The sequence below is a fragment of the Sandaracinus amylolyticus genome, assembly GCF_000737325.1.
GTDB lineage: Bacteria > Myxococcota_A > Polyangia > Polyangiales > Sandaracinaceae > Sandaracinus > Sandaracinus amylolyticus.
Genome location: NZ_CP011125.1, coordinates 7,855,834 through 7,881,605 on the forward strand (window position 1 = coordinate 7,855,834; position 25,772 = coordinate 7,881,605).

20 protein-coding genes are annotated in these 25,772 nt (G+C 71.3%); 10 read left to right on the forward strand and 10 right to left on the reverse strand.

The window, feature by feature from the left end:
* Positions 1 to 7: 7 nt before the first annotated feature.
* From DB32_RS33150 to DB32_RS50075, 4 genes are all read right to left on the reverse strand, one after another.
* A complete protein-coding gene (locus tag DB32_RS33150; RefSeq protein WP_157069680.1) occupies positions 8 to 391 on the reverse strand; it encodes a hypothetical protein in 384 nt (127 codons plus the stop codon).
* A 61-nt stretch (positions 392 to 452) separates the two neighbouring features.
* Positions 453 to 1,334, reverse strand: a complete 882-nt coding sequence (locus tag DB32_RS33155) for a formylglycine-generating enzyme family protein (RefSeq protein ID WP_053236666.1) — start codon at positions 1,332 to 1,334, stop codon at positions 453 to 455.
* A gap of 9 nt (positions 1,335 to 1,343) precedes the next feature.
* Complete coding sequence (locus DB32_RS47405) at positions 1,344 to 2,114, reverse strand: prolipoprotein diacylglyceryl transferase (RefSeq protein ID WP_053236667.1); 771 nt, start codon at positions 2,112 to 2,114, stop codon at positions 1,344 to 1,346.
* Positions 2,111 to 2,677, reverse strand: coding sequence for a DUF4190 domain-containing protein (locus DB32_RS50075; protein WP_053236668.1), 567 nt, complete (start codon positions 2,675 to 2,677; stop codon positions 2,111 to 2,113). Before DB32_RS50075 ends, DB32_RS47405 begins: the two co-directional genes overlap by 4 nt.
* Positions 2,678 to 2,802: 125 nt before the next feature.
* Between DB32_RS50075 and treZ the strand changes: the two genes are divergently transcribed.
* The 5 genes from treZ (at position 2,803) to DB32_RS33190 (ending at position 11,895) form a co-directional block, all read left to right on the forward strand.
* Positions 2,803 to 4,797: a malto-oligosyltrehalose trehalohydrolase gene (gene treZ / locus DB32_RS33170; protein WP_075097684.1), complete on the forward strand. Its 1,995-nt coding sequence runs from the start codon at positions 2,803 to 2,805 to the stop codon at positions 4,795 to 4,797.
* A complete protein-coding gene (locus tag DB32_RS33175; protein WP_083458099.1) occupies positions 4,794 to 6,872 on the forward strand; it encodes an amylo-alpha-1,6-glucosidase in 2,079 nt (692 codons plus the stop codon). Before treZ ends, DB32_RS33175 begins: the two co-directional genes overlap by 4 nt.
* Positions 6,873 to 6,930: 58 nt before the next feature.
* Positions 6,931 to 7,929: an SDR family oxidoreductase gene (locus DB32_RS33180; protein ID WP_053236669.1), complete on the forward strand. Its 999-nt coding sequence runs from the start codon at positions 6,931 to 6,933 to the stop codon at positions 7,927 to 7,929.
* An 8-nt stretch (positions 7,930 to 7,937) separates the two neighbouring features.
* A complete protein-coding gene (locus tag DB32_RS33185; protein WP_157069681.1) occupies positions 7,938 to 9,116 on the forward strand; it encodes a site-2 protease family protein in 1,179 nt (392 codons plus the stop codon).
* A gap of 73 nt (positions 9,117 to 9,189) precedes the next feature.
* On the forward strand, positions 9,190 to 11,895 hold the full coding sequence (locus DB32_RS33190; RefSeq protein WP_053236671.1) for a cation-translocating P-type ATPase: 2,706 nt from the start codon (positions 9,190 to 9,192) through the stop codon (positions 11,893 to 11,895).
* A 39-nt stretch (positions 11,896 to 11,934) separates the two neighbouring features.
* Here the strand turns inward: DB32_RS33190 and DB32_RS33195 are convergent, their stop codons facing one another.
* The gene (locus tag DB32_RS33195) at positions 11,935 to 12,762 is read right to left on the reverse strand and encodes a hypothetical protein (RefSeq protein ID WP_053236672.1); all 828 of its coding nucleotides are present in this window, start codon (positions 12,760 to 12,762) and stop codon (positions 11,935 to 11,937) included.
* A gap of 131 nt (positions 12,763 to 12,893) precedes the next feature.
* The gene (locus DB32_RS33200) at positions 12,894 to 14,123 is read right to left on the reverse strand and encodes an esterase/lipase family protein (RefSeq protein ID WP_157069682.1); all 1,230 of its coding nucleotides are present in this window, start codon (positions 14,121 to 14,123) and stop codon (positions 12,894 to 12,896) included.
* A gap of 112 nt (positions 14,124 to 14,235) precedes the next feature.
* Between DB32_RS33200 and DB32_RS33205 the strand changes: the two genes are divergently transcribed.
* Positions 14,236 to 14,784, forward strand: coding sequence for a hypothetical protein (locus DB32_RS33205; protein ID WP_053236674.1), 549 nt, complete (start codon positions 14,236 to 14,238; stop codon positions 14,782 to 14,784).
* Positions 14,785 to 14,844: 60 nt separating this feature from the next.
* Here DB32_RS33205 and DB32_RS33210 read toward each other — a convergent pair whose 3' ends face one another.
* The 3 genes from DB32_RS33210 to DB32_RS33220 form a co-directional block, all read right to left on the reverse strand.
* On the reverse strand, positions 14,845 to 16,653 hold the full coding sequence (locus DB32_RS33210; RefSeq protein ID WP_053236675.1) for an ABC transporter ATP-binding protein: 1,809 nt from the start codon (positions 16,651 to 16,653) through the stop codon (positions 14,845 to 14,847).
* Between the two features lie 94 nt (positions 16,654 to 16,747).
* Positions 16,748 to 18,733 carry an alpha-amylase family glycosyl hydrolase gene (locus DB32_RS33215; protein WP_157069683.1) on the reverse strand — a complete coding sequence of 662 codons (1,986 nt, stop codon included), beginning with the start codon at positions 18,731 to 18,733 and terminating at the stop codon, positions 16,748 to 16,750.
* A 23-nt stretch (positions 18,734 to 18,756) separates the two neighbouring features.
* Entirely contained in the window at positions 18,757 to 19,599 is an 843-nt protein-coding gene (locus DB32_RS33220) for an aldo/keto reductase (RefSeq protein WP_420820943.1), read from the reverse strand.
* Positions 19,600 to 19,729: 130 nt separating this feature from the next.
* On the opposite strand from DB32_RS33220, the gene DB32_RS47420 reads away from it, so the two are divergent.
* Positions 19,730 to 20,881, forward strand: a complete 1,152-nt coding sequence (locus DB32_RS47420; protein WP_053236677.1) for a M91 family zinc metallopeptidase — start codon at positions 19,730 to 19,732, stop codon at positions 20,879 to 20,881.
* Here the strand turns inward: DB32_RS47420 and DB32_RS33230 are convergent, their stop codons facing one another.
* Positions 20,882 to 21,694: a LamG domain-containing protein gene (locus DB32_RS33230; protein WP_169791638.1), complete on the reverse strand. Its 813-nt coding sequence runs from the start codon at positions 21,692 to 21,694 to the stop codon at positions 20,882 to 20,884.
* A 195-nt stretch (positions 21,695 to 21,889) separates the two neighbouring features.
* On the opposite strand from DB32_RS33230, the gene era reads away from it, so the two are divergent.
* The 3 genes from era to DB32_RS33245 all read left to right on the forward strand — a co-directional run bounded on the left by era (position 21,890) and on the right by DB32_RS33245 (position 25,769).
* Positions 21,890 to 22,879, forward strand: coding sequence for a GTPase Era (era, locus tag DB32_RS33235; protein ID WP_053236679.1), 990 nt, complete (start codon positions 21,890 to 21,892; stop codon positions 22,877 to 22,879).
* Positions 22,876 to 24,312, forward strand: a complete 1,437-nt coding sequence (der, locus tag DB32_RS33240) for a ribosome biogenesis GTPase Der (RefSeq protein ID WP_053236680.1) — start codon at positions 22,876 to 22,878, stop codon at positions 24,310 to 24,312. The genes era and der overlap by 4 nt, the downstream gene beginning before the upstream one ends.
* 86 nt (positions 24,313 to 24,398) lie before the next feature.
* Positions 24,399 to 25,769 carry a MopE-related protein gene (locus DB32_RS33245; RefSeq protein ID WP_053236681.1) on the forward strand — a complete coding sequence of 457 codons (1,371 nt, stop codon included), beginning with the start codon at positions 24,399 to 24,401 and terminating at the stop codon, positions 25,767 to 25,769.
* Positions 25,770 to 25,772: the final 3 nt, after the last annotated feature.

Sequence of the window (25,772 nt, forward strand, 5' to 3'; positions counted from 1 at the left end):
CTCTCGCTCAGGTCGCTGCGTCCGTGCCCGCGTCCTCGGTGCTCGCGTCGGTGCCGGCGTCGTCCCCACCAGCGTCGCTACCGGCGTCGGTCTCTCCATCGCCGGCGTCGGTCTCTCCTTCACCGGCGTCGGTCTCTCCTTCACCGGCGTCGACCTCTCCTTCGCCAGCGTCCTCCTCCATACCGGCGTCGGTCTCGGTGATGTCGGTGCACTCGGAGTCCGGCTGGCAGGTGCCGCGGGCCGGGACCGATCCGGTGGTCTTGCAGCAGATCAGCCCGCTCTCGCAGTCGCCGTGGACCTGGCACGTCTCGCCGCGCGTCTGACCGCAGCCCGAGGCGGTGATGGCGAGGACGAGCGCTGTGGCGAAGAGCGTTGCGAATCGAGACGACAAGGGAATCCTCCGGGGGTCGGCGGCGGAGGATAGCCGCCGGAACCGCGGCTTTCCAGCGACGTCACCGCGCGCGCGGAGGGTCGTACGCACAGCGCACGCCGACGTCGACGCGCGCGTCGCTCGCGAGCAGGAGCGCGCGGTGCGTGACGCGCATCGAGACCGCGGGATGGCTCCACGATCCGCCGCGCAGGATGCGATACGGCGTGGGGTCCTGGTCCTGCACGCCGAGCACGTCGAAGTCCTCTTCGCTCGGGCGCGACGAGGTCCACTCGTACACGTTGCCCGCCATGTCGAGCACGCCGTAGGGGCTCGCGCCGTCGGGGAACGAGCCGACCGGCGCGGCCCAGCGGAACCCGTCGCCGACGTCGGGGCGCAGCGGAGGACGACCATGGTTCGCGAGGCGCGCGTGGTAGAAGCGACCCCACGGGAAGCGCCGGTTCGTGTCGCCGCGCGCGGCCTTCTCCCACTCGTCCTCGGTGGGCAAGCGACCGCCCGCGAACGCGCAGTACGCCTCGGCGTCGCCCGCGGTGATCCCGGCGACCGGCATCGTGTCGCCGCCCACGCGCGCGTCACCTTCGTCGATGCGCGGCGGAGCGCAGCGCCCCGCGGCCACACAGCGGCGGTACGCCGCGTGGGTGACCTCGGTGCGATCGATGCCGAACGTCGCGACGTGCACGCGGCGCGGGCGGCCCTCGTGGTCGAAGCGCGCGTCGGCGCAGCCCTCGGCGACCGCGAGATCGTGCTCGTCCTGGCAGAGCAGGATCGCGAAGAGCACGTCGCCGCGCGAAGGGCCCATCGTGAATTCACCCTCTTCGATCCACACGACGTCGTCCCGCTCGAGGCGGAGATCGTGTGGACCCTCGATCGCGCTCGCGCGGAGCTGCAGGTGCAGGCCGCCGAGGAGCGACGCGAGCAGTGGGATCGTGAGCGCGACGCGCGTCATGGCGCGCGCTCAGGCTGCCACGGTCGCGCGCCGTCGCGCGAGCAGCACGCCCGACGCGAGCACGATGAGCACGACGGAGATCGTCTGCGAGGTCGAGAGCGGGCCCCACACGCCGCGGATCGCGTCGCCGCGGAGGCCCTCGACGCAGAAGCGGAGCACGCCGTAGGCGATCACGTACGCGAGCGTGCGTGTGCCGTTGGTGCGTCCGACGGGAACGAGCGCGAACACGAGGCCGAGCACGAGCAGCCCCGCGGACTCGTAGAGCTGCACGGGGTGGCGCGGGATCGGCGGGTGCGCCGCGGGCGCGAGCGGATGGGTGAACACGACCGCGAGCGGGCCGTGGTGCTCCGCGCCGTAGCAGCAGCCGCCGAGGAAGCACCCGACGCGACCGATCGCGTGGCCCGCGGCGATCCCCGGGACGCTGAGGTCGAGCATCTTCACGAAGGGCACGCGCAGGTAGCGCGCACCGAGCCAGGTCGCGAGCGTGCCGCCCGGCACCGCGCCGTAGAAGACGAGCCCGCCGCCGGTGCTCAGCGCGGTGATCGGCGATCCGGTGCGCGCCCACTCGACCGCGACGAACGTGAGCCACGCGCCGGCGAGGCCCCCGGCGACCGCGTAGCCGCAGCACGCGATGACCGCGCCGACGTCCTCGCGCGCGCGCTGCGCGGCGCGCGTCGCGAACGCGCCGGTCAACAGCATGCCGATCGCGACCGCGACGCCGTAGCCACCGAGCGGCCGCGTGACGCCGCCGATCGTGAGCTCGCCGACGATGGGGTTCATCGCGCGCTCGTCTCCGGCGCGGGCGCGACGGGTCCGGGCGGGAGCGGAGGAGGAGGCAGCGTGCCCGGCGGCTGGGCGGGCGCTCCGGGCGGCGCGCTCGGCAACGGTTCGATCGGAGACGGCGGCGCGATTGGCGGGGGCGCGATCGGAGGCGGCGTGTTCGGCGCGTTCGGCGTCGCGTGCGGCACGCCTGCGTCGACGAAGAGCACGTCGAACGGAGAAGGCCCGGCGTCGCGCTGGTACCAGGGCGTCGCGTTGGGATCGCTCGGCGTGAGCGCGATCCCGGTGCACACCGTGTTGCAGAGACCGCACGTGACGGCGACGAGCATCGCCGGCACGAACGCCACGATGTTCACGACGAGCCCCGCGATCGCGAGCCCCTCGTTCTGCCGGTTCTCCCTCGCGCGCGAGAGCGCGACGCCGCCCAGCACGATGCCCGCCACCGCCAGCACCGGCGCGAGGAACGAGAGCATCGTGCCGAGGAAGGGCACGAACGTGAGCACGAACCCGCCGAACATGAAGATCAGCGCGAAGACGCCGAGCAGGATCGAGCCGAGGCCCATCGCGGCGGACTCTACGCCATCGCGCCCGCGCTCGCTCGATCGCCGAGGTCGCGTGCCGCGCGACGAGCGGGGCAGCGCGCCACGCGCATCGCGTCATCGGCGTCACGCACGCCGTTTGCTCGGTGATGTCGATCGATGGAGCGATCGATGGAGCGAGCGACGGGATGATCGCACCGCGACGAGCACCGATCGGCGCCGAAGTGCAGCGCGACGGCGTCGAGCTGCGCGTCTGGGCGCCCACGACGAAGCGCGTGGAGGCGGTGCTCGATCCCGGCACGCGGCACGAGCGGCGCGTGCTCCTCGACCGCGACGGCACGCAACACTGGCGCGTGCTGGTGCGCGAGGCGGGCCCGGGCACGCGCTACGGCTTCCTGCTCGACGACGACCCGAAGCTCTACCCGGATCCCGGCTCGCGCTCGCAGCCCGACGGCCCCCACGGCGCATCGGAGGTGATCGATCCGCGCGCGTTCACGTGGAGCGATCACGAGTGGCGCGGTCGCGCGCTCCGCGACGCGGTGTTCTACGAGATGCACGTCGGCACGTTCACGCGCGCGGGCACGTGGCGCGCGGCGGCGGAGCACCTGCGCGAGCTCGCCGACGTCGGGATCACGGTGATCGAGATGATGCCGGTCACCGCGTTCCCCGGGCGGTTCGGGTGGGGCTACGACGGAGTCTCGCTGTTCGCGCCGTACGCGGGGTACGGCAGGCCGGACGATCTGCGCCGCTTCGTCGATCACGCGCATGGGCTCGGCCTCGCGGTGATCCTCGACGTCGTCTACAACCACCTCGGGCCCGACGGGAACTACCTCCCTCGATTCTCGCCGTCGTTCTCCAGCGATCGATACGAGACGGACTGGGGTCTGTCTCCGCGCTTCGACGGTCCGGGCTGCGAGCCGGTGCGCGAGCTCGTGATCGCGAACGCGCGATTCTGGATCGACGAGTACCGGTTCGACGGTCTGCGCCTCGATGCGACCCAGGACATCTACGACTTCGACGCCGATCACGAGCACCTCGTGTCGGCGCTGGCGCGCGCCGTGCGCGATGCAGCCCCCGAGCGCACGACGCTGGTGATCGGCGAGAACGAGCCGCAGCGTGTGGAGCTCGTGCGACCGCGCGACGAGGGCGGGATGGGCCTCGATGCGCTGTGGAACGACGACTTCCATCACTCGGCGACGGTGGCGCTGACGGGTCGCGACGAGGCCTATTATCGCGACTACACCGGATCGGCGCAGGAGATCGCGTCGGCGCTGAAGCACGGATTCCTGTACCAAGGTCAGCGTTATGCGTGGCAGTCGCAGCGCCGCGGAACTGCCACCTTCGACGTCGACCCGACTCGGTTCGTCGCATATCTGCAGAACCACGATCAGGTCGCGAACTCGCTCGACGGACGGCGCGTCCACCAGCTCACGTGCCCGGCGAAGTACCGCGCGCTGCTCTCGCTCGTGCTGCTCGGGCCCGCGACCCCGCTGCTCTTCCAAGGCGAGGAATTCCTCGCCTCGGCGCCGTTCCTCTATTTCGCAGATCACGAGCCGGCGCTCGCGGCGTGCGTGAGGAAGGGACGCGGCGAGTTCCTCGCGCAGTTCCCCTCGGTCGCGCAGGCGCGAGCACGTCTGTCCGATCCCGCCGCGCTCGAGACGTTCGAGCGCTCGAAGCTCGATCACGCCGAGCGCACGCGCAATGCCTCGCACGTCGACATGGTGCGCACGCTGCTCGCGTTGCGGCGCGAGGATCGGACGATCGCCGGCGATGCGCGGGTCGGGCTCGACGCGGCGGCGCTGAGCGATCCCGCGCAGCACGCGCTCGTGCTGCGCTACTTCGGGAGCGCCCCGGATCACGATCGACTGCTGGTCGTGAACCTCGGGCCGAGCCGCCACCTGGCCTCGTGCTCGGAGCCGCTCTGCGCGCCGCCGTTCGCGCGGCGCTGGCGCGACGCGTTCAGCAGCGAGGACCCGCGCTGGGGCGGGCGCGGCGCGACGCCGACCGAGCAGGACGACGGCTGGCACCTGACCGCGGACTCCACCGCGCTGCTCGTGCCCGAGCCCGATCCGACGCCGCGCTTCGGCCCGCCCGAGAAGAAGCGGAGCAGCGACACCACGACGAGCACGGAGGAGCGCCGATGAGCCCGCCGATTCGCATCCTCGGCATCGACGCCACGAAGGATCCCGACGAGCTGCCGCGCGCGTGCACCGTCGATCCGGAGGCGCCTTCGCGACCGCTCGTCGCGCACGAGTGGCTCGTCACCAACGGCCTCGGTGGATACGCCGCCGGCACGGTGAGCGGCGTGATCACGCGACGCTTCCACGGTGTGCTCGTCGCCGCGCTGCCCGCGCCGCGCGGACGCACGATGATGCTGAATCACCTCGGCGAGCGCGTGATGCTCGGCGCTCGTACGATGCGGATCTGCGGGCAGGAAGATCCGCACCGGCGCGACGAGCCGATCGCGCGGTGCACGGACTTCCGCATCGAGATGGGCCTGCCGGTGTGGCGCTACGAGATCGCCGACTGCGTCATCGAGCGACGCGTCGTGATGCCGCACCGCCAGAACACGACGTTCGTCGTCTACACGCTGTGCTCTGGGAGCTCCGAGCCCGAGATCGAGCTCGAGCCGTGGCTGCACTTCCGCCATCACGAGGGCTCGGTCGAGGGGCGCGTCGAGGGCGAGTACTCGCTGAAGCTCATCGGCGATCGCTTCGAGGTCTCGCAGGAGGACCACGCCGACGTGCCGCCCTTGCGCATGCAGGTGCGAGGATGCGAGTCGGCGTTCCGGATCGAAGGCAAGCGCATCCACGACGTGCGCTATCACATCGAAGCGAGCCGCGGATACGACGCCGTCGGTGCGTTGTACACGCCGGGGTTCTTCCGTGCGCGGCTGCGGCGCGGAGAGCCGATCGCGCTGGTCGCGTCGGTCGAGGACTGGAACGTCGTGCACGCGGTGCCGCACGATCAGGTGGTCGCGCGCGAGCGCGAGCGGCGCGCGAAGCTCGCGGCGCTCGCGCACCCGAAAGCACGCGAAGGGCTCGCGGCGGAGCTGGTGCAGGCCGCGGATCAATTCCTGATCACGCCGGCCGGACGCACCGAGGATGCAGCGCGCGCGCACGCGTCGGGCGACGAGATCCGCACCGTGATCGCGGGATATCACTGGTTCACCGACTGGGGCCGCGACACGATGATCTCGCTCGAGGGACTGACGCTCACGACGGGGCGCCACAACGAAGCGGGCTACATCCTCCGCACGTTCGCGCACTACGTCCGCGACGGTCTGATCCCGAACATGTTCCCCGAAGGGAAGAACGACGGCCTCTATCACACGGCCGACGCGACACTTTGGTTCTTCCACGCGCTGCAGCGCTACGTCGAGGTCACGCAGGATCGCGTGACGCTGCGGCTGCTGATGCCGACGCTGATGGACATCGTCGCGCACCACATGCGCGGAACGCGCTTCGGGATCGGCGTCGACCCCGACGACGGTCTCCTGCGTCAGGGCGCGGAGGGCTATCAGCTCACGTGGATGGACGCGAAGGTCGGCGACTACGTCGTCACGCCGCGTCGCGGCAAGGCCGTCGAGATCAACGCGCTCTGGTACAACGCGCTCCGCTGCATGCAGCGCTGGGCGCTCGACGAGCTGCGCGACGAGGGCACGGCGCGTCACTTCGCGGAGCACGCCGATCGCGCGTTCGCGTCGTTCAACGCGCGATTCTGGTGCTCGCAGGGCGGCTATCTCTACGACCTGATCGACGGAGAGGGCGGAGACGATCCCGCGTTCCGCCCGAATCAGATCTTCGCGTTCTCGCTCGCGCATCCGGTGCTCGAGAAGTCGAAGTGGGAGACCGTGCTGCACAAGGTGCAGACTCGACTGCTCACACCGTTCGGGCTGCGCTCGCTCGCGCCGGGACATGCCGACTACAAGCCGCGCTATTTCGGCGACCTGCGTGCGCGCGATCTCGCGTACCACCAGGGCACCGTCTGGGCGTGGCTGATCGGCCCGTTCGTCGACGCGTTCCTGCGCGTGCACCCGGAGCGCGTCGCCGAGGCGAGATCGCTGCTCTCGGGGTTCGGGAGCGCGATGAACGACGCGTGCGTCGGCAACATCAGCGAGATCTTCGACGCCGAGGAGCCGTACGTGCCGCGCGGGTGTTGCGCGCAGGCGTGGAGCGTGGCGGAAGTGCTGCGCGCGCTGGTGAAGACCGCGACGTGATCTCGTGGCGCGCCGTCATCCTCGTTCTCGGCCCGACTCTTGAACTCACGCGTCCTCCATGAAGGGCATCGCGGTGATCACCGGGGCGAGCGCGGGCGTGGGACGCGCCACCGCTCGCGAGCTCGCGGCGCGCGGCTGGGGGCTGGCGCTCCTCGCACGAGGGCACGACGGGCTCGTGGCCGCACAGCGCGAGGCGTGGGCGCTCGGAGTGCCTGCGATCGCGATCCCCACCGACGTCGCGGACGAAGCAGCCGTCGAGGCCGCGGCGGATCTCACCGAGCGCGAGCTCGGCCCGATCGACGTGTGGATCAACAACGCGATGAACACCGTCGTGTCGCCGATCGATCAGCTGATGCCCGACGAGGTGCGCCGCGTGACCGAGGTGACGTATCTCGGCGCGGTGTGGGGCACGATGGCCGCGCTGCGTCGCATGAAGCCTCGCGACCGCGGGCACATCATCCAAGTGGGCTCGGCGCTCGCCTATCGCGCGATCCCGCTGCAGGCCGCGTACTGCGGCGCGAAGCACGCGATGCGCGGGTTCACCGACTCGCTGCGCAGCGAGCTGCTCCACGACGGCAGTCGCGTCGCGCTCACGATGATCCACCTGCCGGCGATGAACACGCCGCAGTTCTCGTGGTGCAGGACTCGATTCGACAAGCACCCTCAGCCGGTGCCGCCGATCTACCAGCCCGAGGTCGCAGCGCGCGTGATCGCCGACTCGATCGGATACCGGCGCCGCGAGGTGTTCGTCGGAAAGCCGACGGTGAAGGCGATCCTCGGCTCGAAGCTCTTGCCGGGGTACGCCGATCACGTGCTCGCGCGCGAGGGCTACGACGGGCAGATGGCGGACATGCCGCTGCACCAGCCGCGTCGCGACAACCTGTTCGAGCCGCTGCCCGGCGACTTCGGTGCGCACGGCGTCTTCACCGATCGTGCGACGAACGACTCGCCCTACTCGCGGCTCTCGGTCCTCTGGACGCACGTGCGCAACGCCGTCGAGCGCGCCCTCGCGCCGCGGCGCGGTCCGTTCGCGCTGCCGAGCGGCTCGAAGGAGTGATCGCCACGATGCAGGGCAACCTACGGCTCGGACACGTCGCGGGGATCGACGTACGGCTCGACTGGAGCTGGCTGCTCGTCGGACTGCTCTTCTTCGTGAGCCTCAGCGCGCACTTCTTCGCGAGCCATCCGCTCTGGTCGCTCGGGCTCTCGGTGCTGCTCGCGTTCCTCGCGGTGATCGGGATCGCAGCGTCGATCATCGCCCACGAGCTCGTGCAGGCGGTCGTCGCGCGCAGGCTCGGCACGCCGGTGACCGCGATCACGCTCTTCCTGCTGGGCGGCATCGCGACGTATCCGCGCGAGGGGCGCACGCCCGCGCGCGAGATCGTCGTCGCGTTCGTCGGTCCAGTCACGAGCCTCGTGCTCGGCTTCGTGCTGATCACGCTCGCCGGGCTCCTGCAGGTCCCGCTCGCGAAGCTCTGGGTCGACGCGTCGGGTGTGCTCGCGTGGCTCGAGCCGGTGCCCGCGCTGCTCGCGTGGGTCGGCATCGCGAACCTCGCGATCGCGCTCTTCAACGCGATCCCCGCGTTCCCGCTCGACGGCGGTCGCGTGCTGCGCGCGCTGCTCTGGGCGCTCGACGGCGACTACCGCACCGCGACGCGTGTCGCCGCGCGCATCGGACAGGCGATCTCGCTCGTGATGATCGCGATCGGGATCGCGTCGGCGTTCCGGCTCGGCCCGCTCGCGTTCACGAGCGGCATCTGGGTCGCGTTCCTCGGCTGGTTCCTGCTGAGCGCGGCGAGCACGTACCACCAGAGCGCGCTGCTCGAGGAGCGCCTCGGCGGGCTCGTCGCGTCGCACCTCATGCACCCGGTGACCAGCGCGATCGGGCCCGACGTGCCGATCGCGAGCGCGGTCGCGAACCACTTCGTCGGCACCTCGGCGCGCGCGCTGCCGGTGATGGAGCACGGCGCGTGCGTCGGGCTCCTGCGCTTCGAGGACGTGCGTCGCGTGCCCGCGCGCGAGTGGGAGGCGCGCCCGGTGCGCGACGCGATGATCGCGGTCGCCGAGCTGCCGCGCATCGGCGCACGGACCGATCTCGCGGAGACGCTCCGGACCATGCTGCGCGCGGAGATCGCGACGCTTCCGGTGCTCGAGGGCGACGACGTGATCGGCGTGCTGGAGATGCAGGACATCGTGCGGTGGATCGAGTTCCCCGAGCCCGAGCCGCGCATCGCCCCGGCGTGACGTGATGGTGGCGACGCCGTCGCCGGCGAGCAGGAAGGTTGACCTCGGGACGCAAGCGCGGACCTATGGGGGCGTGCGAGAGAACGGCTCGACCAACAGGGACTGGCACACGAAACGCGCCGGCGACGTCGTCACCGCGCTCGGCGGCGACGATCGCGCGGGCCTCGACGAGGCGGAGGCCGGGCGGCGCCTGGAGCGTGACGGGCCCAACCGCCTCTCGCGACGGCGCGGGCGACCGGCGTGGCGGAGGTTGCTCGATCAGTTCATCGCGCCGCTCGTGCTCGTGCTGATCGTCGCCGTGATCGTGTCGATCGCGCTCGGCGACTACGTCGACGCCGCGGTGATCGGCGCGGTCGTGCTGCTCAACGCCCTGATCGGGTTCTTCCAGGAGCAGCGCGCCGAGAGCGCGATCGCCGCGCTCGATGCGCTCGTCGTCACCGAAGCGACCGTGCTCCGCGGCGGGCACAAGACGCGGGTGCGCAGCGAGCAGCTCGTCGTCGGAGATCTCGTCGAGCTGCACTCGGGCGACTCGGTGCCCGCGGACCTCCGTCTCCTGCGCATCCGCGATCTGCACGTCGACGAGGCGCCGCTCACCGGCGAGTCGGTGCCGGTGCGCAAGCAGATCGCGGAGCTGTCGATCGACACCGTGCTCGCCGATCGCACGAACCTCGCCTTCGCCGGCACCGCGGTCACGTACGGCAGTGGCACCGGCATCGTGATCGCGACGGGCGACGCGACCGAGACCGGCCGCATCGCGGGGCTGATCGCGTCGGCGGACGAGATGACGACGCCGCTCACGCGGCGCATCGAGGGGCTCTCGCGCGCCCTCGTGTGGATCATCCTCGCCGTCGCGGCGGCCGCGTTCGCGCTCGAAGCGGTGCGCCGATCCGATCTCGCGCAGACCTTCAACGCCGCGGTCGCGCTCGCGGTCGGCGCGATCCCCGAGGGCCTGCCCGCGGCGGTCACGGTGCTGCTCGCGGTCGGCGTGTCGCAGATGGCGAAGCGGCGCGCGCTGGTGCGCAGGCTTCCCGCGGTCGAGACGCTCGGCAGCACGTCGGTGATCTGCTCGGACAAGACCGGCACGCTCACCGAGAACCAGATGACGGTCACGCACGTGTGGGCGGGCGGGACGAGCTTCGGCGTGAAGGGCGTCGGCTACGACCGCGCCGGCGGGTTCGTGCGCGAGAGCTCGACGGTCGAGGTCAGCTCGCATCGCGCACTGCTCGAGTGCGTGCGCGCGGGCGCGCTGTGCAACGACACACGCGTGCTGCGCGGGCCCGACGGAACGAAGGTCGAGGGTGATCCCACCGAGGCCGCGCTCGTCGTGCTCGCGGAGAAAGCGGGCGGCGCGCTCGCGCTCGAGGAGAGCCGGCGGCTCGACGTCATCGCGTTCGAGTCGGACCACATGTACATGGCCACGCTCGATCACGACGAGCGGCGCGGCCAGTCGTTCATGCACGTGAAGGGCTCGTCCGACGTGCTGCTCGACGCGTGCACCGACGCGCTCGACGCGGACGGCGCGCGCACCGCGTTCGATCGCGCAGCGGCGGCGGCGAAGGTCGACGAGCTCGCGTCGCGCGGGCTGCGCATCCTCGTCGTCGCGAAGCGCGAGATGCCCGCGGGCGCGACCGACATCGTGCACGCCGACGTGAAGGAGCTGACGTTCCTCGGGCTCGTCGGGATGATCGATCCGCCGCGCGCCGAGGCGAAGCGCGCGGTCGCGAGCTGTCACGCGGCGGGCGTGAAGGTGAAGATGATCACGGGCGATCACGCGGTGACGGCCTCGGCGATCGCGGACGATCTCGGGCTCGAAGGCGAGCGCGACGCGAGCGGTCGGCTGCGCGCGATCACGGGACGCGAGCTGGAAGGCGTGAGCGACGAGGCGCTCCCCGAGCTCGCGGAGCGCGCGTCGGTCTTCGCGCGCGTGGCGCCCGAGCAGAAGCTGCGCCTCGTGCGCGCGCTACAGAAGCGCGGTCACGTCGTCGCGATGACCGGCGACGGAGTGAACGACGCGCCGGCCCTGAAGCAGGCCGACATCGGCGTCGCGATGGGGAAGAACGGCACCGACGTCGCGCGCGGCGCGGCGGCGATGATTCTCACCGACGACAACTTCGCGACGATCGAGGCGGCGATCGAAGAGGGGCGTCGCGTCTACGACAACCTCGTGAAGTTCATCGCGTGGACGCTCCCGACGAACGGCGGCGAGGGCCTGGTGCTGCTCGCGGCGATCGTCGCGGAGACGGAGCTGCCGATCCTGCCGGTGCAGATCCTCTGGGTGAACCTCGCGACCGCGGTGCTGCTCGGCGTGACGCTGGTGTTCGAGAAGAAAGAGCCGGGCGTGATGTCGCGCCCGCCGCGCGACGCGAAGAAGCCGCTGCTCGACGTGCGGCTCGCGGTGCGGACACTGATCGTCTCGTGCCTGATCGCGGGCGCGGCGTTCGGGTTCTTCGAGTGGGCGTACGCGGAGGACCCGACGAAGGTCGCGGAGGCGCGCACCATCGCGACCAACACGATCGTCGTGGTCGAGGTGGGCTATCTGTTCTCGTGTCGATCGCTGCGGATTCCCGCGCACCGACTGGGGCTCTTCACGAACAAGTGGGTCTGGGGCGGTGCGATCGCGATGCTCGCGTGCCAGCTGCTCTTCACGTACGCGCCGTTCATGAACGTGCTGTTCCACAGCGCGCCGATCGAGTGGCGCTGGTGGGGATATTTCGCGGGCATCGGTCTCGTGGTGTACGTGCTGAGCGAAGTGTCGAAGGCAGTCGCGCCGGTGAAGTGAGCGGCGCGGCGTGCATCGCGGTCGCCGGCGCGCCCTCGTTCATCGACTCGCGTCGAAGAGCGGGGGAAGCTTTTCGCCGGAGGGAAGGATGCGCATCGCGAGCTCGCGCGGCCTCCAAGTGAACAGACCTTCGCCGTGGCCCAGGTACATCGTCACGGTCGGCGATCGCAAGCCCGAGCGCGGAAACGATCGAAGATCCACGTGCTCACCGGACGCCGACTGGATGTTGATTCGCGTGATGTCTCTCGACGCATCGAGCCGGTACGCCTGCAGGCGCTCGAGCCCGACACCACGCAGCTCGACGCAGCGCTGAGCCGCGTCGGCGACTTCGCCGAAGCGAACGACGACCTCGTCGCCGGTCTCACGGGCTTCGAAGCCGAGCTCGAGAAGTCGAGCAGCATCGGGCCAGGTGCGCGGCAGTCGCAGGTCCGTTCCGGAGGCAGACTCCGGTACCGACACGCCACCGTCCGACCTGGTCGGCGCAGCACGCGCTTTCGTGCGTATCGCCGCGGACAGCGCGTCTGCTTGGAACGCCAGGGCAGCCGCGGGCACGAATCGAAGATCGACTCCGATCGATTGGGCCTCGTGATGAACGAGATCCAGAACGGGAACGTCTGCTCCCGCGCGAGTGATGTGCCCGAAGGTGACGTAGTCGGGCTCTGCGACCTCGAAGATGATCAGATTCGTGACTCTCGTCGCGCGCACGAGCAGATCCACGTGGCAGTCGACGGTGCTCGGATCGCCGACGCGATGAGCGCGAGCGTCGTCGAACTGCATCAGGACGTCGCGGGTGCGGGCATCGAAGTGCAGGGCCGCCAAGACCGAGTCGTGCAAGTCGATCCATTCCAGCGAGGGCTCGACGGTCATCGGTGGGCTCTTTCTGGACTGGGCCGGGGATTGTCCTCGCGACGCTGGCCCGCCCGGGGGGGACGGTTGAACCACGCGGGGAACCGAGCACGACCCGACCGCGGTCCTCTCCGACGTCGTGGCTCGGTGAGTCACTCCGACTCTCGACAGGACTCCAGCTCCTGCTCGACTGCCGCCCACACTCGCTCGTTCTGCAGCACGCCCGTGTGGGTGTCCTCGTATCCTCTCACGAATTGCGCTTCGTCCTGCGCCTCTGCGCGCAATTGGCTCGCGATGGGCACCACTCCGTCGTCCGACTGACCTGCTCGATATGCGAACAACAGCGCATATCGCGTCTCCGCCGGGAGCGGCACCTCGTACAGATCGCGCAAGAACAAGCTCGCCGGCACCAGCGAGCGCCACGAGTCGATCACCACCGGGCTCAGCACCACGCCTTGCGCGGCACCGGGATGTCCGCCGAGCGGCGATGCGATGGTCACGAGCCCGCGCACGAACGAGCGCGTCGGGTCCTCGCGCTGTCGCGCATGCATCGCGAGCGCGCGACGCGCGATCACACCGCCCATGCTGTGCGCCACGACGCACAGCCGCTCGAAGCGCGTCCTCGTGTGCGCCTCGCTCATCGCGCGGTGCAGGTACGACGCGATGCTCTCGAGGTCCCAGCCCGACGGATAGAACGCGACCCACGCCTGGTGCGTCCGGCGATCGAGGCGCGCGATCATCGACGCGAATTCCCGCGGATGACCGCCCATCCCGTGCACGAAGAGCACCGGCGTGCGCGACGCGTCGTAGGGCTCGAGGAAGTACACGCCCGCGCCCGACTCGCGCAGGAAGCGCAGCGGCTCCCAGATGCCCACGCGCGCGACCTCGGGCGCGAAGCGCGCGTCGTCGAGCGTGCGCACCTCGCCGACGCTCAGCCCGCTCGGCGCGGGCGCCGTCGTGATCGCCGGCTCGAAGCGCGGCGCGAGCCCCGAGAGCTCGAGATCGATCCCGGGATGGAACCGCGGCGTGAGCTCGAGATCCTCGAAGTCGTGCCACGCGACGATGCGCTCGCCGGGCGAGTACTCGAGATCACGCGACGTGTCTTCGAACGCGACGAGCCGATACGCGCCCGGCTCCGCGAGCATCTCGTATCCGCCCTCGCGCCCGAACACCTGGCGTCGATCGACGACCTCGTAGGGACAGCCCTCGCGCGCCGGCGCGCGCAGCAGCGCGACCACCACCGGCGCGCCGTTTCCCTCTTCCACGCGCACGCGGCCTGCGACGAGCGCGAGCTGCGCGCGCGCGTCGATGTCTTCTCTCGCGCGCTGCAGGCTCCCGCACGACGCGAGCAGCAGCGCGACCAGCACCCACCCTCGAGCCACGCGCGCAGCAGAGCACGAGACGCGCGCCGCTCAAAGCGCTGCAAGATCGCTCGACGCGCTCTCCAAGTCCTCTTCGAACCCAAGACGAGCCCCCGGCTCCAGGAGAGATCTCGTGAACGCTCATCGCTTCGTCCTCTCGCTCTGCATCGCTGCCCTCGCCGCGCTCGGCGGCACCTCGTCCGCGCACGCGCAGCCGCCGCTCGGCGGGAGCGGCACGATCGCGCCGCTCGTCAGCTACACGGTCGTGCTCACCGCCGAAGACGGCCGGAGCGACGGCACCGCGTCCGAAGTCGCCGTGCAGTTCCGAACTTCCGAAGGCGTTGTGACCGCGCCGGTGCGCTTCACGCGCGGCGTCGGAGCGGGCCAGTCGGTGTCGCTGAGCTTCAGTCGCGCGCCGCTCGGTCGTGTCGTCGAAGCGATCGTGACGATCGCCGGGAGCGACGGAGCGCGCGTGAGCGTCGAGCTCTACGATCCGTCGGAGCTCGTGGGCTCGTTCGGTCCGCCCACGTACGTCGCGGCCGGCTCGATCGCGCTCGACGACGGCAGCACCAACGGCGACTACGGCGACTGCATGAAGTACTGCATCGGTGACGGGAACACGTTCACCTCGTGCCACGCGATCTGCCGGCCGCTCGCCGACAAGGCCCCGCCCCCGCAGTGATCCGGAGCGCGGCACGCGTGGGCGCTCGAGGCTGATCCTCGAGCGCCCGCGCTCGCGTCTCTACTCCTCGGGCAACATCCCGCGGCTCTGCTTCGCGACCAGCGACGCGTAGTAGCCCTTCGCGCGCAGCAGCTCCTCGTGCTTGCCGATCTCGATGACCTCGCCGTGCCTCAGCACGACGATGCGATCCGCGTTCACCACGGTCGCGAGACGATGCGCGATCACGAACGTCGTGCGCCCGACCACGAGCTTCTCGATCGCGTCCTGCACGAGCGCCTCCGACTCCGCGTCGAGCGCGCTCGTCGCCTCGTCGAGGATCAGGATCGCGGGGTCTTTCAGCAGCGCGCGCGCGATCGCGATGCGCTGTCGCTCGCCGACCGAGAGCAGCGCGCCGCGCTCGCCGACCTTCGTCTGATAGCCCTTCGCGAGCTTCTCCACGAACACGTCCGCGTGCGCCGCGCGGCTCGCCGCCTCGACCTGCGCCGGCGTCGCCTCGGGCCGCCCGTACGCGATGTTCGCGGCGATCGTGTCGTTGAAGAGGATCGGCTCCTGGAGCACCACGCCGATCTGCCGCCGCAGCGACGACTGCCTGAGGTCACGCACGTCGACGCCGTCGACGCGCACCGAGCCCTCCCACGGATCGTAGAAGCGCTGCAGGAGCGACATCAGCGTCGACTTGCCCGAGCCGCTCGGCCCGACGAGCGCGATCGTCTCGCCCGCCTTCACGTGCAGATCGACGTGCTCGAGGATCGGGCGCTCGCGGCGGTATCCGAAGCGCACGGCGTCGAAGTCGACGTCGCCGCGCACGTGCGAGATCTCCTTCGCGTCGGGCGCGTCGCCGAGGTGCTCCTGCGCGTCGAGGATCGAGAAGATCGTGTCGATCGAGACCGTCGCCATGCGCAGCGTGCGGTACATGCCCGCGAGGTTTTGCACCGGTCCGAACGCGCCCGCGACGTAGCCGAGGAACGCGATCAGCGTCCCGATCGAGATCTCGCCGCGCACGATCAGCACCGCGCCGAGCCCGATCGCGCTGACGCGCGCTGCGGTGACCGCCGCGTTCTGCATCGCGCCCACCCGCGTGTCGAAGCCGACGCCGCGCACCACCACGTCGTTCGCTCCACGCACGTCGTCGAGGAAGCGCTCCTTCTCGAAGTCCTCCATCGCGAAGCTGCGCACCGTGACGAGCCCGGAGAGCACCTCGTTGAAGCGCGAGTAGATCTTCGACCAGCGCGAGAGCAGCGCCTCTTCGCGGCGCGTCTGCGTCGGCGCCGCGCGCGCCGCGATCAGCGCGGGCAGCGGCGCGAACGCGAGCACGAGCAGCGCGAGGCGCCAATCGAGCTGGACCATCACGATCACGCCGAAGAGCAGATAGCCGAGCGCCGGCAGCAGGTTGAACGCGATCTCGTTGAGCGCGCCGACGAAGCCCTGGATGCCGCGATCGAGCTTCGTCATCGTCGCGCCGACGCCCTCGGCCTTGTGGAACTCGATCGGCAGTCGGTGCAGGCGCTCGACGGTCGCGTCGAGCAGCGCGAAGTGGATCGCGAGCCTCGTGCGCCACGTCATGAACGTCGCGGTGCCCGCGCCGATCTCGCGCAGCACGCCCACGACCGCGAGCGCGGCGACACCGGTGAGCGCGACGTCGATGTCGCCGGTGCCCGCGGCGAGCGCGTCGAAGATCCAGCGCAACACGAGCGGCTCCGCGGCGCCGAGCGCGGCGGCCATCATCGTCAGCCCGAGGATCAGCGTGATCGATCGCCGGTGCGGCCTCGCGAACGTGAGCGCACGCCGGAGGAGCGCCCATCGCGAGCGTTCCTTCTCGGCAACCTCAGCGCTCGCGTCGCTCGAAGGCTCGTGAGCGATGTCCGTCATCGGCGCGCTGCTCTATCCGGATCCCTGATCCCGGGGACCGAGAGCGCAAGCGCGCGTGCTCGTCGCGTGGCAGCGCACCACGCGGCGCGCCGCATCAACGACGGCCGGCGCCCTCGAACACGCGCGCGCCGTGTGCACCGAGCGGGACGATCACCTCTCCCGCACGCCGCTCGACCGACACCGCTACGTCCTGCAGCCGGTCACGCCACGCACGCGCCCCGAACGCCCGCTGCGCGTCGGCGGGCAGCGTGATGCGCGCGCGCCGCGCCTCACCGCCGAGCTCGATCGCGACCAGCGCAGGCGCGGCATCGCCTTCGGGATCGCGACGCAGGAACGCGATCACCGCGTCCGCGGGCTCGACCTCGAGCATGACGAGCTCACCCTCGGTCAGCGCGCGCACCGAACGCCGCGTCGCGATGCCGCGCGCGAGCACGCGCGCGACGTCCTCCCCGCCCTCCCACTCGAGCGGCTCCTCGCGCGCATACGGCTCGTACTCCGCGCCGATCTCCGCGCCGGTGAAGAGCGCGGGGAGACCCGGCAGCGTGAAGAGCAACATGCTCGCGGCGTCGTGTGCGCCGCGTCCCTGGCGCGACAGGAAGCGCGCGCCGGTGTCGTTGTTGTCGAGGAAGCGCACGACCTCGAGCCCGTCGCGCGCCCGCTCGGTCGCGACGATCGCTTGTCGGAGCGCAGGCACGTCGATGCCGGGATCGGTGCCCGACCATCCGGTCGCCTCGCGCCACGCCCAGTGCCCGATCTCGTCGGTCCAGTCGTACGCGGCCGCGAACCCGACCTCGCGCCAGTAGGGATCGCGCGCGCTCGCCTCCGCGATCAACAAGAGCTGCGGATCGACGCGATAGAGCTCCTCGGCGAGCGTGCGGAAGAACGCGGGGTCGCGCTGCTGCACGCCCCACGCGGCGTCGATGCGGAACCCGTCGACGTCGAGGTCGCGCGCCCAGTGCGCGAACGCCTCGCGCATCATGCGGCTCACCTCGGGATCGTCGTACTCGAGGTTCGGCAGGTTCTCCCAGTCGAAGTAGTGCGTGACCTCGCCGGCCTCGTCGCGATCGAAGAACCCGTGGTACGGCGAGCGCGCGCCGTAGCGTTGCGCGTGCTCGAAGTACGGGTGCCGATCCGACGCGTGGTTCGGTACGAAGTCCATCAGCACGCGCATCCCGCGCGCGTGCGCGGCGTCGACGAGCGCGCGCAGATCCTCGGTCGTGCCGTAGCGCTCGCGCACCTCGAAGTAGTCGGTCACGGCGTAGCCGTAGTCGTCGTCGGGCGATCGCGTGATCGGCGAGAGCCAGATCGTGTCGACGCCGAGCGCGCGGATCGCGTCGAGGCGCGCCGTGATCGCGGGGAGCCCCGGCGCGCCGAACAAGAAGGGCACCGCGCCGTAGATCACCGCCTCGCGGATCCACCGCGCGTGCTCGCGCATCGGATCGCTCACGCGCGCGACGCCGCCCTCCACGACGATGCGCGCCGCCGCGCGATCGCTGCGCCCCAGCGCGTCCGTGATCTCGCCCTCGACGACGTGCTCGCCGTCGCTCGTCGGCACGCGCAGCACCACCGCGCGATCCGTCACCGAGTCGATCGGCGCGCCGCTCTCGGTGGTCAGCCCGGCGCCGCTCCACCTCGCGCGCACCAACGGCGCGCTGCGTCCTTCGGCGGGCGTGCTCGACTCGAGATCGACGATCACGCATTCGCCCTGGACCCTCGCGCGCACCACGGCGCGTGGGCGATCCTCGAGCCGCACCAGCAGCCGCAGCGGCGCGCTCTCCACGCTGCGTCCGCCCGCGAGCTCACAGCGCGCCACGATCACGTTCGCGCCCGAGACGAGCGGCACCATCGCGACGAAGCGCGCGCCTTCGCGCGCGACCTCGATCTCGCTCTCCCCGCGTCGCAGCTCGACGTCCACGCACGCCGCGTCGGCCGTGCCCTCCACGCGTCGCTCGAACGCCCACACGTCGGAGTCCATCGAGACGAACGCGACGCGTGGCTCGACGTCCTCCGCGCGCTCGACCCGCGGCGCCGGTGCTCCGCACGCCGCGACGAGCATCGCGAGCGCCACCGCGCGAGCCACGCGCGTCTTGCCTGCTCGGTCGTTCACAACGTCGGCACCCCGCGCCGCCGCTTCCCCTTCGGGAACACCGCGTCGATGTGCGCGATCTCGTCGTCGTCGAGCACGAGCTCCATCGCGCCCGCGTTGTCCTCCACGTGCGCGACCTTCGACGCCTTCGGGATCACCAGCGCGCCCGGCACGACCTGCAGCAAGAACGCGAGCGCGACCTGCCTCGGCGTCGCGCCGTGCGCGCGCGCGATCTCCGCGAGCACCTTGCCGCCCTTGCTCCCCGCCGCGGGGAATTCGCCCGATCCGAACGGCGAATAGCTCACCACCGCGACGCCGCGCGCCGCGCACCACGGCGCGACCGCGTGCTCGATCGCGCGCTCCTGCAGGTGATGCAGCACCTGGTTGCACGCGATGCGCCCGTCGCCCGCGATCCGCTGCGCGTCCTCGAGCTCCTCCTCGTCGAAGTTGCTCACGCCCCAGCGCACGATCTTCCCGGCGCGCACGAGCTCTTCGAACGCCTCGATCGTCTCCTCGAGCGGGAACGATCCCGGCCAGTGCAGCAGATACGCGTCGAGCCGATCGGTGCCGAGCCGCGCGAGGCTTCGCTCGCACGCCTCGATCGTCCCGCGGCGTGATGCGTTCGACGGGAGCACCTTGCTCACGAGGAACACCTCGTCGCGCCGCCCCGCGATCGCCTCGCGCACGATCTCCTCGACGCGCCCGCTCCCGTAGAGCTCCGCGGTGTCGACGTGGGTGAGCCCGAGATCGAGCCCACGCCGCAGCGCGCGCACGACCTCGTCGCGCGCGTCCTGCTCCATGTTCCACGTCCCCTGCCCGATCACGGGCACGAGAGCGTCCCCGAACCTCCGCGTCCGCACCCTCATCGCCATAGGCGCGGGCACCGCGATGCCCACCTCGGTGCGCATGGGCATCCCCTCGATGCGCACTGCGCACCACCCTCGATCGAGCGCTCTCGAGCGCGGTACGGCAGATGCTCGAGGCGCGCGCATGACGATGCGTCGCAACCTCCTCCGCGATCCACGCGGACAGCTCGGCACCGAGCAGCTCCTCCTCGCAGGGACGCTCGCGATCTTCGGCGCGACCGCGGTCGGCACGCTCGGCGTCGCGACCTCCGAGACCTTCGTCGGCGACGGCGGCGAGCTCGACGACTCCGCGATCGCCGGCCTCGATCCCGGCCTCGGGGGCGTCGGCGATCTCGGCCTCGTCCCGCCGCCGATCGGCGCGCCCGATCGCGACCGCCGCCGCGACCGAGATCGAGATCGAGATCGGGATCGAGGCCCGGCGCGCGACTACGACCGCGACGACGATCCTCGCCCCTGCTCGCGCGGCGGCGACGATCCCGGCGAAGGCCCGTCGAGCGCACCGCCGATGCCGCGCCCCACCCTCGGCGACATCGAGGGCTTCGACGTCGGCGATCCCGAGCGCCTCAGCGATCACAACGGCAACCCGCTCGAGCGCGTGCGCGTCGGCAACATCACCATCACCGGCAGCCCCGAGTTCGTCGAGCGCGCGCGCCGCGATCTCGAGACGATCGCGAGCACGCCCAGCGGGCGTCGCCTGCTGCGATCGCTCCGCGACAGCGGCGGCACCGTGCAGGTCGGCTCGCAGCAGGGCGGCGGCGGCGCGACCGATCGCCTCGGCCCGTCGACCGCGCGCCTCTCCTACAACCCCGAGGACAACGCGCTGCCCGAAGGCGTGCCCGGCGGGCGCCCCGGCGAGTTCGGCCATCGCGACAACTACCCGAGCGACGTCACGCTCTTCCACGAGCTCGTGCACGCCGACGACATCGTGCGCCGCCAGAACCAGGATCGCCGCGTCGGCCGCCGCGACGCGCGCATGTGCGGTCTACGTCCCGGCTGCCGCGGCGTGCAGCAGAACGAGCTGCGCACGGTGGGTCTCGGTCCCTACGCCGACGCGGAGTTCACCGAGAACCAGTACCGCGGCGATCGCGGCCTCCCGCGCCGCGACTTCTACTCCGATCCCAACGAGCAGCGGCACATCACGCCCGACGAGCGACGTCGCATGGAAGAGGACGCGGCGCGCCATCGCGCGCGACGCGACGAGCTCGATCGCCTCGAGCGCGACGAGCGCGATCGCCGCTCGCGCGGCGGCGACGATCGACCCTGCTCGCGACGTTGATCAGCGCCCGTCGCGCACGACCGCGGCGATCTCCTGCCCGGTGAGCGGCTTGTCCCAGATCTGCAGGTCGTCGATCGCGCCGATCAGCTGATCGTCGCCGGTCGGTCCGTTCTCGCCGACGTAGAGCGCCGAGCTCCCCGGCGCCCGGCTCGTCGACGCGGGCGCCGTCGCGACCTCGCGCCCGTCGACGTAGAGCCGCAGCGTCGCGTCCTCCACCACGCACGCGACGTGGTGCCAGCGGCCCGCCTCGATCACCGCGGCCGCCATCGCCCAGCCCGACCCCGCGATCGTGATCGCGCAGCGCAGCTCCCCGCCCGGGTGCACGAACAGCCCGTACTGCCCGTCGTGATCGACGATCCCCGCGCGTCCGACCGCCGGCATCGCATCGACCCGCAGCCACGCGAGCACCGTCGTCTCGGCGTGCGCGAGCTCGGGCCGCGTCGCGACGACCGCGCTGCTGGTCACGCCGAGCGCCATGCCGCCGCTCGGATCCCAGCTCACGCCGCTCACCGCGAGATCGTTGGCGCGCGGTCCGTGATCGAGCGCGTCGCCGTCGAACGGATAGCAGGCGACGAGCGCGGGATCGTCACCGCAGGCTGGGCCGCGCCCCGCGTCGGGCGGTCCTGCGTCGACGCCGTTCACGCCGGCGTCCGTGCTCGCGCCCCCACCGGCGTCGACCGGCGCGCTCGCGTCGACGCGCGCACCCCCGTCCCGCGGCGACCCGTACGGGACGATGCCGACGCGCTCGAGCCCGCATCCCGCATGGATCGCGCACAACCCCGACAGTGCGACCGCGACGACGTGCTCCCTCACTCGCCTCCGCCCGAGCGCGCACCCAGCCCGCGCGCCCCGGTTCACCCGCATCGTACCTCTACCGCGACGCTTTTTGCGCGGATCCGCCCGCGCGCCCGCCGACCCCGCGCGCCGATCCGTCCGCGAGCCCGCCGACACACCGCGCGCCCCATCGCTCGACGATCACGCGGCGAGCACTAGACTCGCGCTTCCGTCATGGCCCGCCCCCGCAGCACCACACCTCGCGATTCGACCGCGAATCGCAAGCAGAAGCCCGACGCGGCCCCGCCGCGCGCGGGTCGCTGCGTGATCGCCGGGCGCCCCAACGTCGGCAAGTCCACGCTCCTCAACGCGCTGCTCGGGACGAAGCTCGCGATCGTCGCGCCGCGCCCGGGCACGACGCGCACCGTGCTGCTCGGCGTGTTCGACGCGCCTGTCGAGGGCGCGCGCACGCAGATCGCGTTCCTCGACACCCCGGGCCTCGAAGCGCCCAAGAGCATGCTCGGCCGCGTGCTCGTCGAAGAAGCGCAGGGCGCGCTCGAGCAGGGCGACGTGCTGCTGCTGCTCGTCGACGCGGGTGACGTGGTGAAGCGCCGCGCGCTGGCGCCCGAGGATCAGCGCGTGCTCGAGCTGATGAAGCCGCTCGGCAAGCCGATCGTCCTCGCGCTCAACAAGGTCGACAAGGTCAAGGACAAGGGCCAGCTGCTGCCGACGCTCGAGGTGCTCGCGAAGGCGCACCCGTGGGCGACGATCGTGCCCTGCTCGGCGCTGCGCGGATCGAACCTCGCGCCGATCGTGAAGGAGATCCGCGAGCACCTGCCCGAGGGCCTCCTCTACGAAGAGGACGACGTGCTCACCGATCGTCCCGAGCGCTTCTTCGTGGCGGAATTGGTGCGCGAAGCGCTGCTCGCGCACGTGCGACAGGAAGTGCCGCACGGCGTCGCGGTGCAGGTCGACGAGTGGGTCGACGAGGGCAAGCTGCTGCGCATCGGCGTGACGATCATCGTGACGAAGGACTCGCACAAGGCGATCGTGATCGGCGCGCGCGGCGAGATGTTGAAGACGATCGGCCAGGAGGCGCGCGAGAACATCGAGGCGATGCTCGAGCGCAAGGTGTTCCTGCGCACCTTCGTGAAGGTGGTGCCGGGCTGGACCGAGGACCCCGAGAAGGTCCGCCGCCTCACGCGCGAAGGGAGCCTGTCGTGAGCGACGAGGAGCTCGAGGAGACCGCCTTCGAAGACGACGACGAGGGCGCTCCGCAGCAGAAGAAGAAGCGCAACCGCCGCAAGCAGCCGGTGCCCGCCGGCGCGATCTACGCGCGCCCGGTCGTCGCGATCGTCGGCCGTCCCAACATCGGCAAGAGCACGCTCTTCAATCGCCTCGCGGGCCAGCGCATCGCGATCGTCGAGGACGTCGCGGGCGTCACGCGCGATCGCCACTACGCCGACACGCTGATGCTGGGGCGCGAGGTCGTGCTGGTCGACACCGGCGGCTTCGATCCCGAGAGCGACGACCCGATGAAGGAGGGCATCGCGCAGCACGTGAAGCTCGCCCTCGAAGAGGCCGACGTCGTCGTCTGCGTGCTCGACGCGACGACCGGCGCGACGAGCGCCGACGAGGCCGCGATCGCGCTCCTGCGCCGCGCGAACAAGCCGGTGATCTACGCCGCGAACAAGGCCGACTCGAAGGCCCAGGCGATGGCGGGCATGGAGCTCTACGAGCTCGGCATCGATCGCTTGATCCCGATCAGCGCGCTCCACGGCAACGGCATGTCGGAGCTCGAGGACGCGATCGCCGCCGCGCTGCCCGCCGAGGGCACCGGCGCCTCGCAGCAGTGGGACGAGGCGATCCCGCGCGTCGCGATCGTCGGTCGCCCCAACGCCGGCAAGAGCTCGCTCGTGAACCGCCTGCTCGGCGAGAACCGTCAGCTCGTCGACTCGCGCCCCGGCACGACGATCGACGCGATCGACGCGCTCTACGAGCGCGGCGACGACAAGTGGGTGCTGATCGACACCGCGGGCATGCGCCGCAAGCGCGGCATCGACAAGGGTGTCGAGGGCCTCGCGGTGATGAAGGCGATCAAGGCGATCGAGCGCAGCCACGTCGTGGTGCTGCTCGTCGACGCCGCGGAGGGGATCGCGGAGCAGGACGCGAAGCTCGCGGGGCTCGTCGTCGATCGCGGGCGCGCGCTCGTGGTCGGGCTCAACAAGGGCGACCTGATGAGCGACGTCGAGCGCAAGAAGGCGGTCGCGCGCGCGCGTGAAGTGCTCTCGTTCGCGCCCTGGGCGCGCTTCGTCACGGTGAGCGCGAAGACGGGCCGCGCCGTGAACAAGCTGATCGAGGCCGCGAACGCCGCGCTCGTCGAGCATCGAAAGCGCGTGACCACCGCGGAGCTCAACCGCTTCTTCGAGGAAGTGCTGGAGCACCACCCGCCTCCGACCCAGAAGGGCAAGGCGGTGCGGCTCTACTACGTGACGCAGGCCGAGACGCGCCCGCCGCGCTTCGTGATCGTCACCAACGAGCCCGAGGCGGTGCACTTCAGCTATCAGCGCTACGTCGCGAACGCGCTGCGCGAGCGCTTCGGCTTCGAGGGCACGCCGATCCGCCTCTCGTGGAAGCGGAAGTCGCGGCGCGAGTAGTGTTCGCTGGCTCGCGAACTCCGCGCCGCGAACGCACCGCCAGGTGCGGATTCGCGCTGCATCTCGCGTTCCGCTAGGCTGGATCCGTGCACCTCCGCGCGCACGTCTTCTCCGCCTTTGCTTTTCTCTCCATCACCGGCATCGCGGGCTGCGGCCTCACGCTCGACGTCGATCCACCCGATCCGAGCGGCGGCTTCGACGCCGGTGGGCTCGATGCGGGCCACGTCGGCGCCGACGCGTCGCGCGGCGATGCCGGACCGCCCGACGACGAGTGCCGCGGCCAGCCGGACGGCACGCCGTGCGGCGCCGACGGCGCATCGCTGATCTGCGTCGACGATCGCTGCGAGCTCTCGTTCTGCGGCGACGGAGTCGTCGACGAGACCGCGGGCGAGGTCTGCGACGACGCCAACGATCGCACCGGCGACGGATGCGAGCCCATCTCCTGCGTGCCGAGCTGCGACGACCCGCTCGACTGCGACGACGAGAACCCCTGCAACGGCGTCGAGATCTGCAGCGCGGGCTCGAAGTGCGAGCCGGGCGTGCCGTCGACCGATCGCATCTGCACGACGCCGAGCGGCGACGACGGCGTGTGCGACTCGGGCGTGTGCATCCCCGCGGGCTGCGGCAACGGCGTGCGCGAAGAGGGCGAGGAGTGCGACGACGGCAACTCGATGGCCGGCGACGGCTGCGAGCCCGACTGCGTCCCCTCGTGCCGCGAGGATCTCGACTGCGACGACGTCGACGCGTGCACCGGGCAGGAGTCGTGCGACGTGAGCGCGGGCTGTCAGCGCGGCGTCCCGCCCGCGTGCGCGCCCGAGGACGACTGTCACACCGCGGTCTGCAACCCGCGCAACGGCTGCGAGATCACGCTGATCGACATGGATCGCGACGGCCACGCGCCCGAGGCGATCACGTCGTGCGGCGACGACTGCGACGATCTCGATCCGAACCGCTACGACGGCGCGCCCGAGCAGTGCAACGAGCTCGACGACGACTGCGACGGCGACGTCGACGAGGAGATCGTCGAGATCGAGTGCTACGGCGACACCGACGCCGACGGCTTCGGCAGCGTCGAGCGCAGCCTCCGTGACTGCTCGTGCCCGGCGGGCACCACGCCGAACGCGGGCGACTGCTTCGACGAGCCCACGCCGGTCGGCGAGGCGGTGAATCCCGCGCAGACGCGGTTCTTCCGCATGCCCTACTGCCGCGACGGAGGCCCGGGCAGCTCGTGCACGTTCGACTACGACTGCAACGGCAGCGAGGAGCGCGAGTTCGCGCAGATCCACCGCCAGTGCAGCGCGCTCACGGTGCTGATGCGCTGCACCGGCCAGGGCTGGCGCGAGAGCGTCCCGGCCTGCGGCGACGAAGGCACGTGGGTCGAGTGCGACGGCCTGCTGGGCCCGCTGGGCCTCATCTGCACGCCCCGCGACACGCGCCGCGCGCAGACCTGCCGCTGAGCG

Excerpts from the sequence above, each read along its gene's own strand:
- era (WP_053236679.1), top strand. The coding sequence starts at position 21,890 with ATGGCCCGCCCCCGCAGCACCACACCTCGCGATTCGACCGCGAATCGC.
- DB32_RS33155 (WP_053236666.1), bottom strand. The coding sequence starts at position 1,334 with ATGACGCGCGTCGCGCTCACGATCCCACTGCTCGCGTCGCTCCTCGGC.
- DB32_RS33210 (WP_053236675.1), bottom strand. The coding sequence starts at position 16,653 with ATGACGGACATCGCTCACGAGCCTTCGAGCGACGCGAGCGCTGAGGTT.
- DB32_RS33195 (WP_053236672.1), bottom strand. The coding sequence starts at position 12,762 with ATGACCGTCGAGCCCTCGCTGGAATGGATCGACTTGCACGACTCGGTC.
- DB32_RS33185 (WP_157069681.1), top strand. The coding sequence starts at position 7,938 with ATGCAGGGCAACCTACGGCTCGGACACGTCGCGGGGATCGACGTACGG.
- DB32_RS50075 (WP_053236668.1), bottom strand. The coding sequence starts at position 2,677 with ATGGGCCTCGGCTCGATCCTGCTCGGCGTCTTCGCGCTGATCTTCATG.
- DB32_RS33180 (WP_053236669.1), top strand. The coding sequence starts at position 6,931 with ATGAAGGGCATCGCGGTGATCACCGGGGCGAGCGCGGGCGTGGGACGC.
- DB32_RS47405 (WP_053236667.1), bottom strand. The coding sequence starts at position 2,114 with ATGAACCCCATCGTCGGCGAGCTCACGATCGGCGGCGTCACGCGGCCG.
- treZ (WP_075097684.1), top strand. The coding sequence starts at position 2,803 with ATGTCGATCGATGGAGCGATCGATGGAGCGAGCGACGGGATGATCGCA.
- DB32_RS47420 (WP_053236677.1), top strand. The coding sequence starts at position 19,730 with ATGACGATGCGTCGCAACCTCCTCCGCGATCCACGCGGACAGCTCGGC.
- DB32_RS33175 (WP_083458099.1), top strand. The coding sequence starts at position 4,794 with ATGAGCCCGCCGATTCGCATCCTCGGCATCGACGCCACGAAGGATCCC.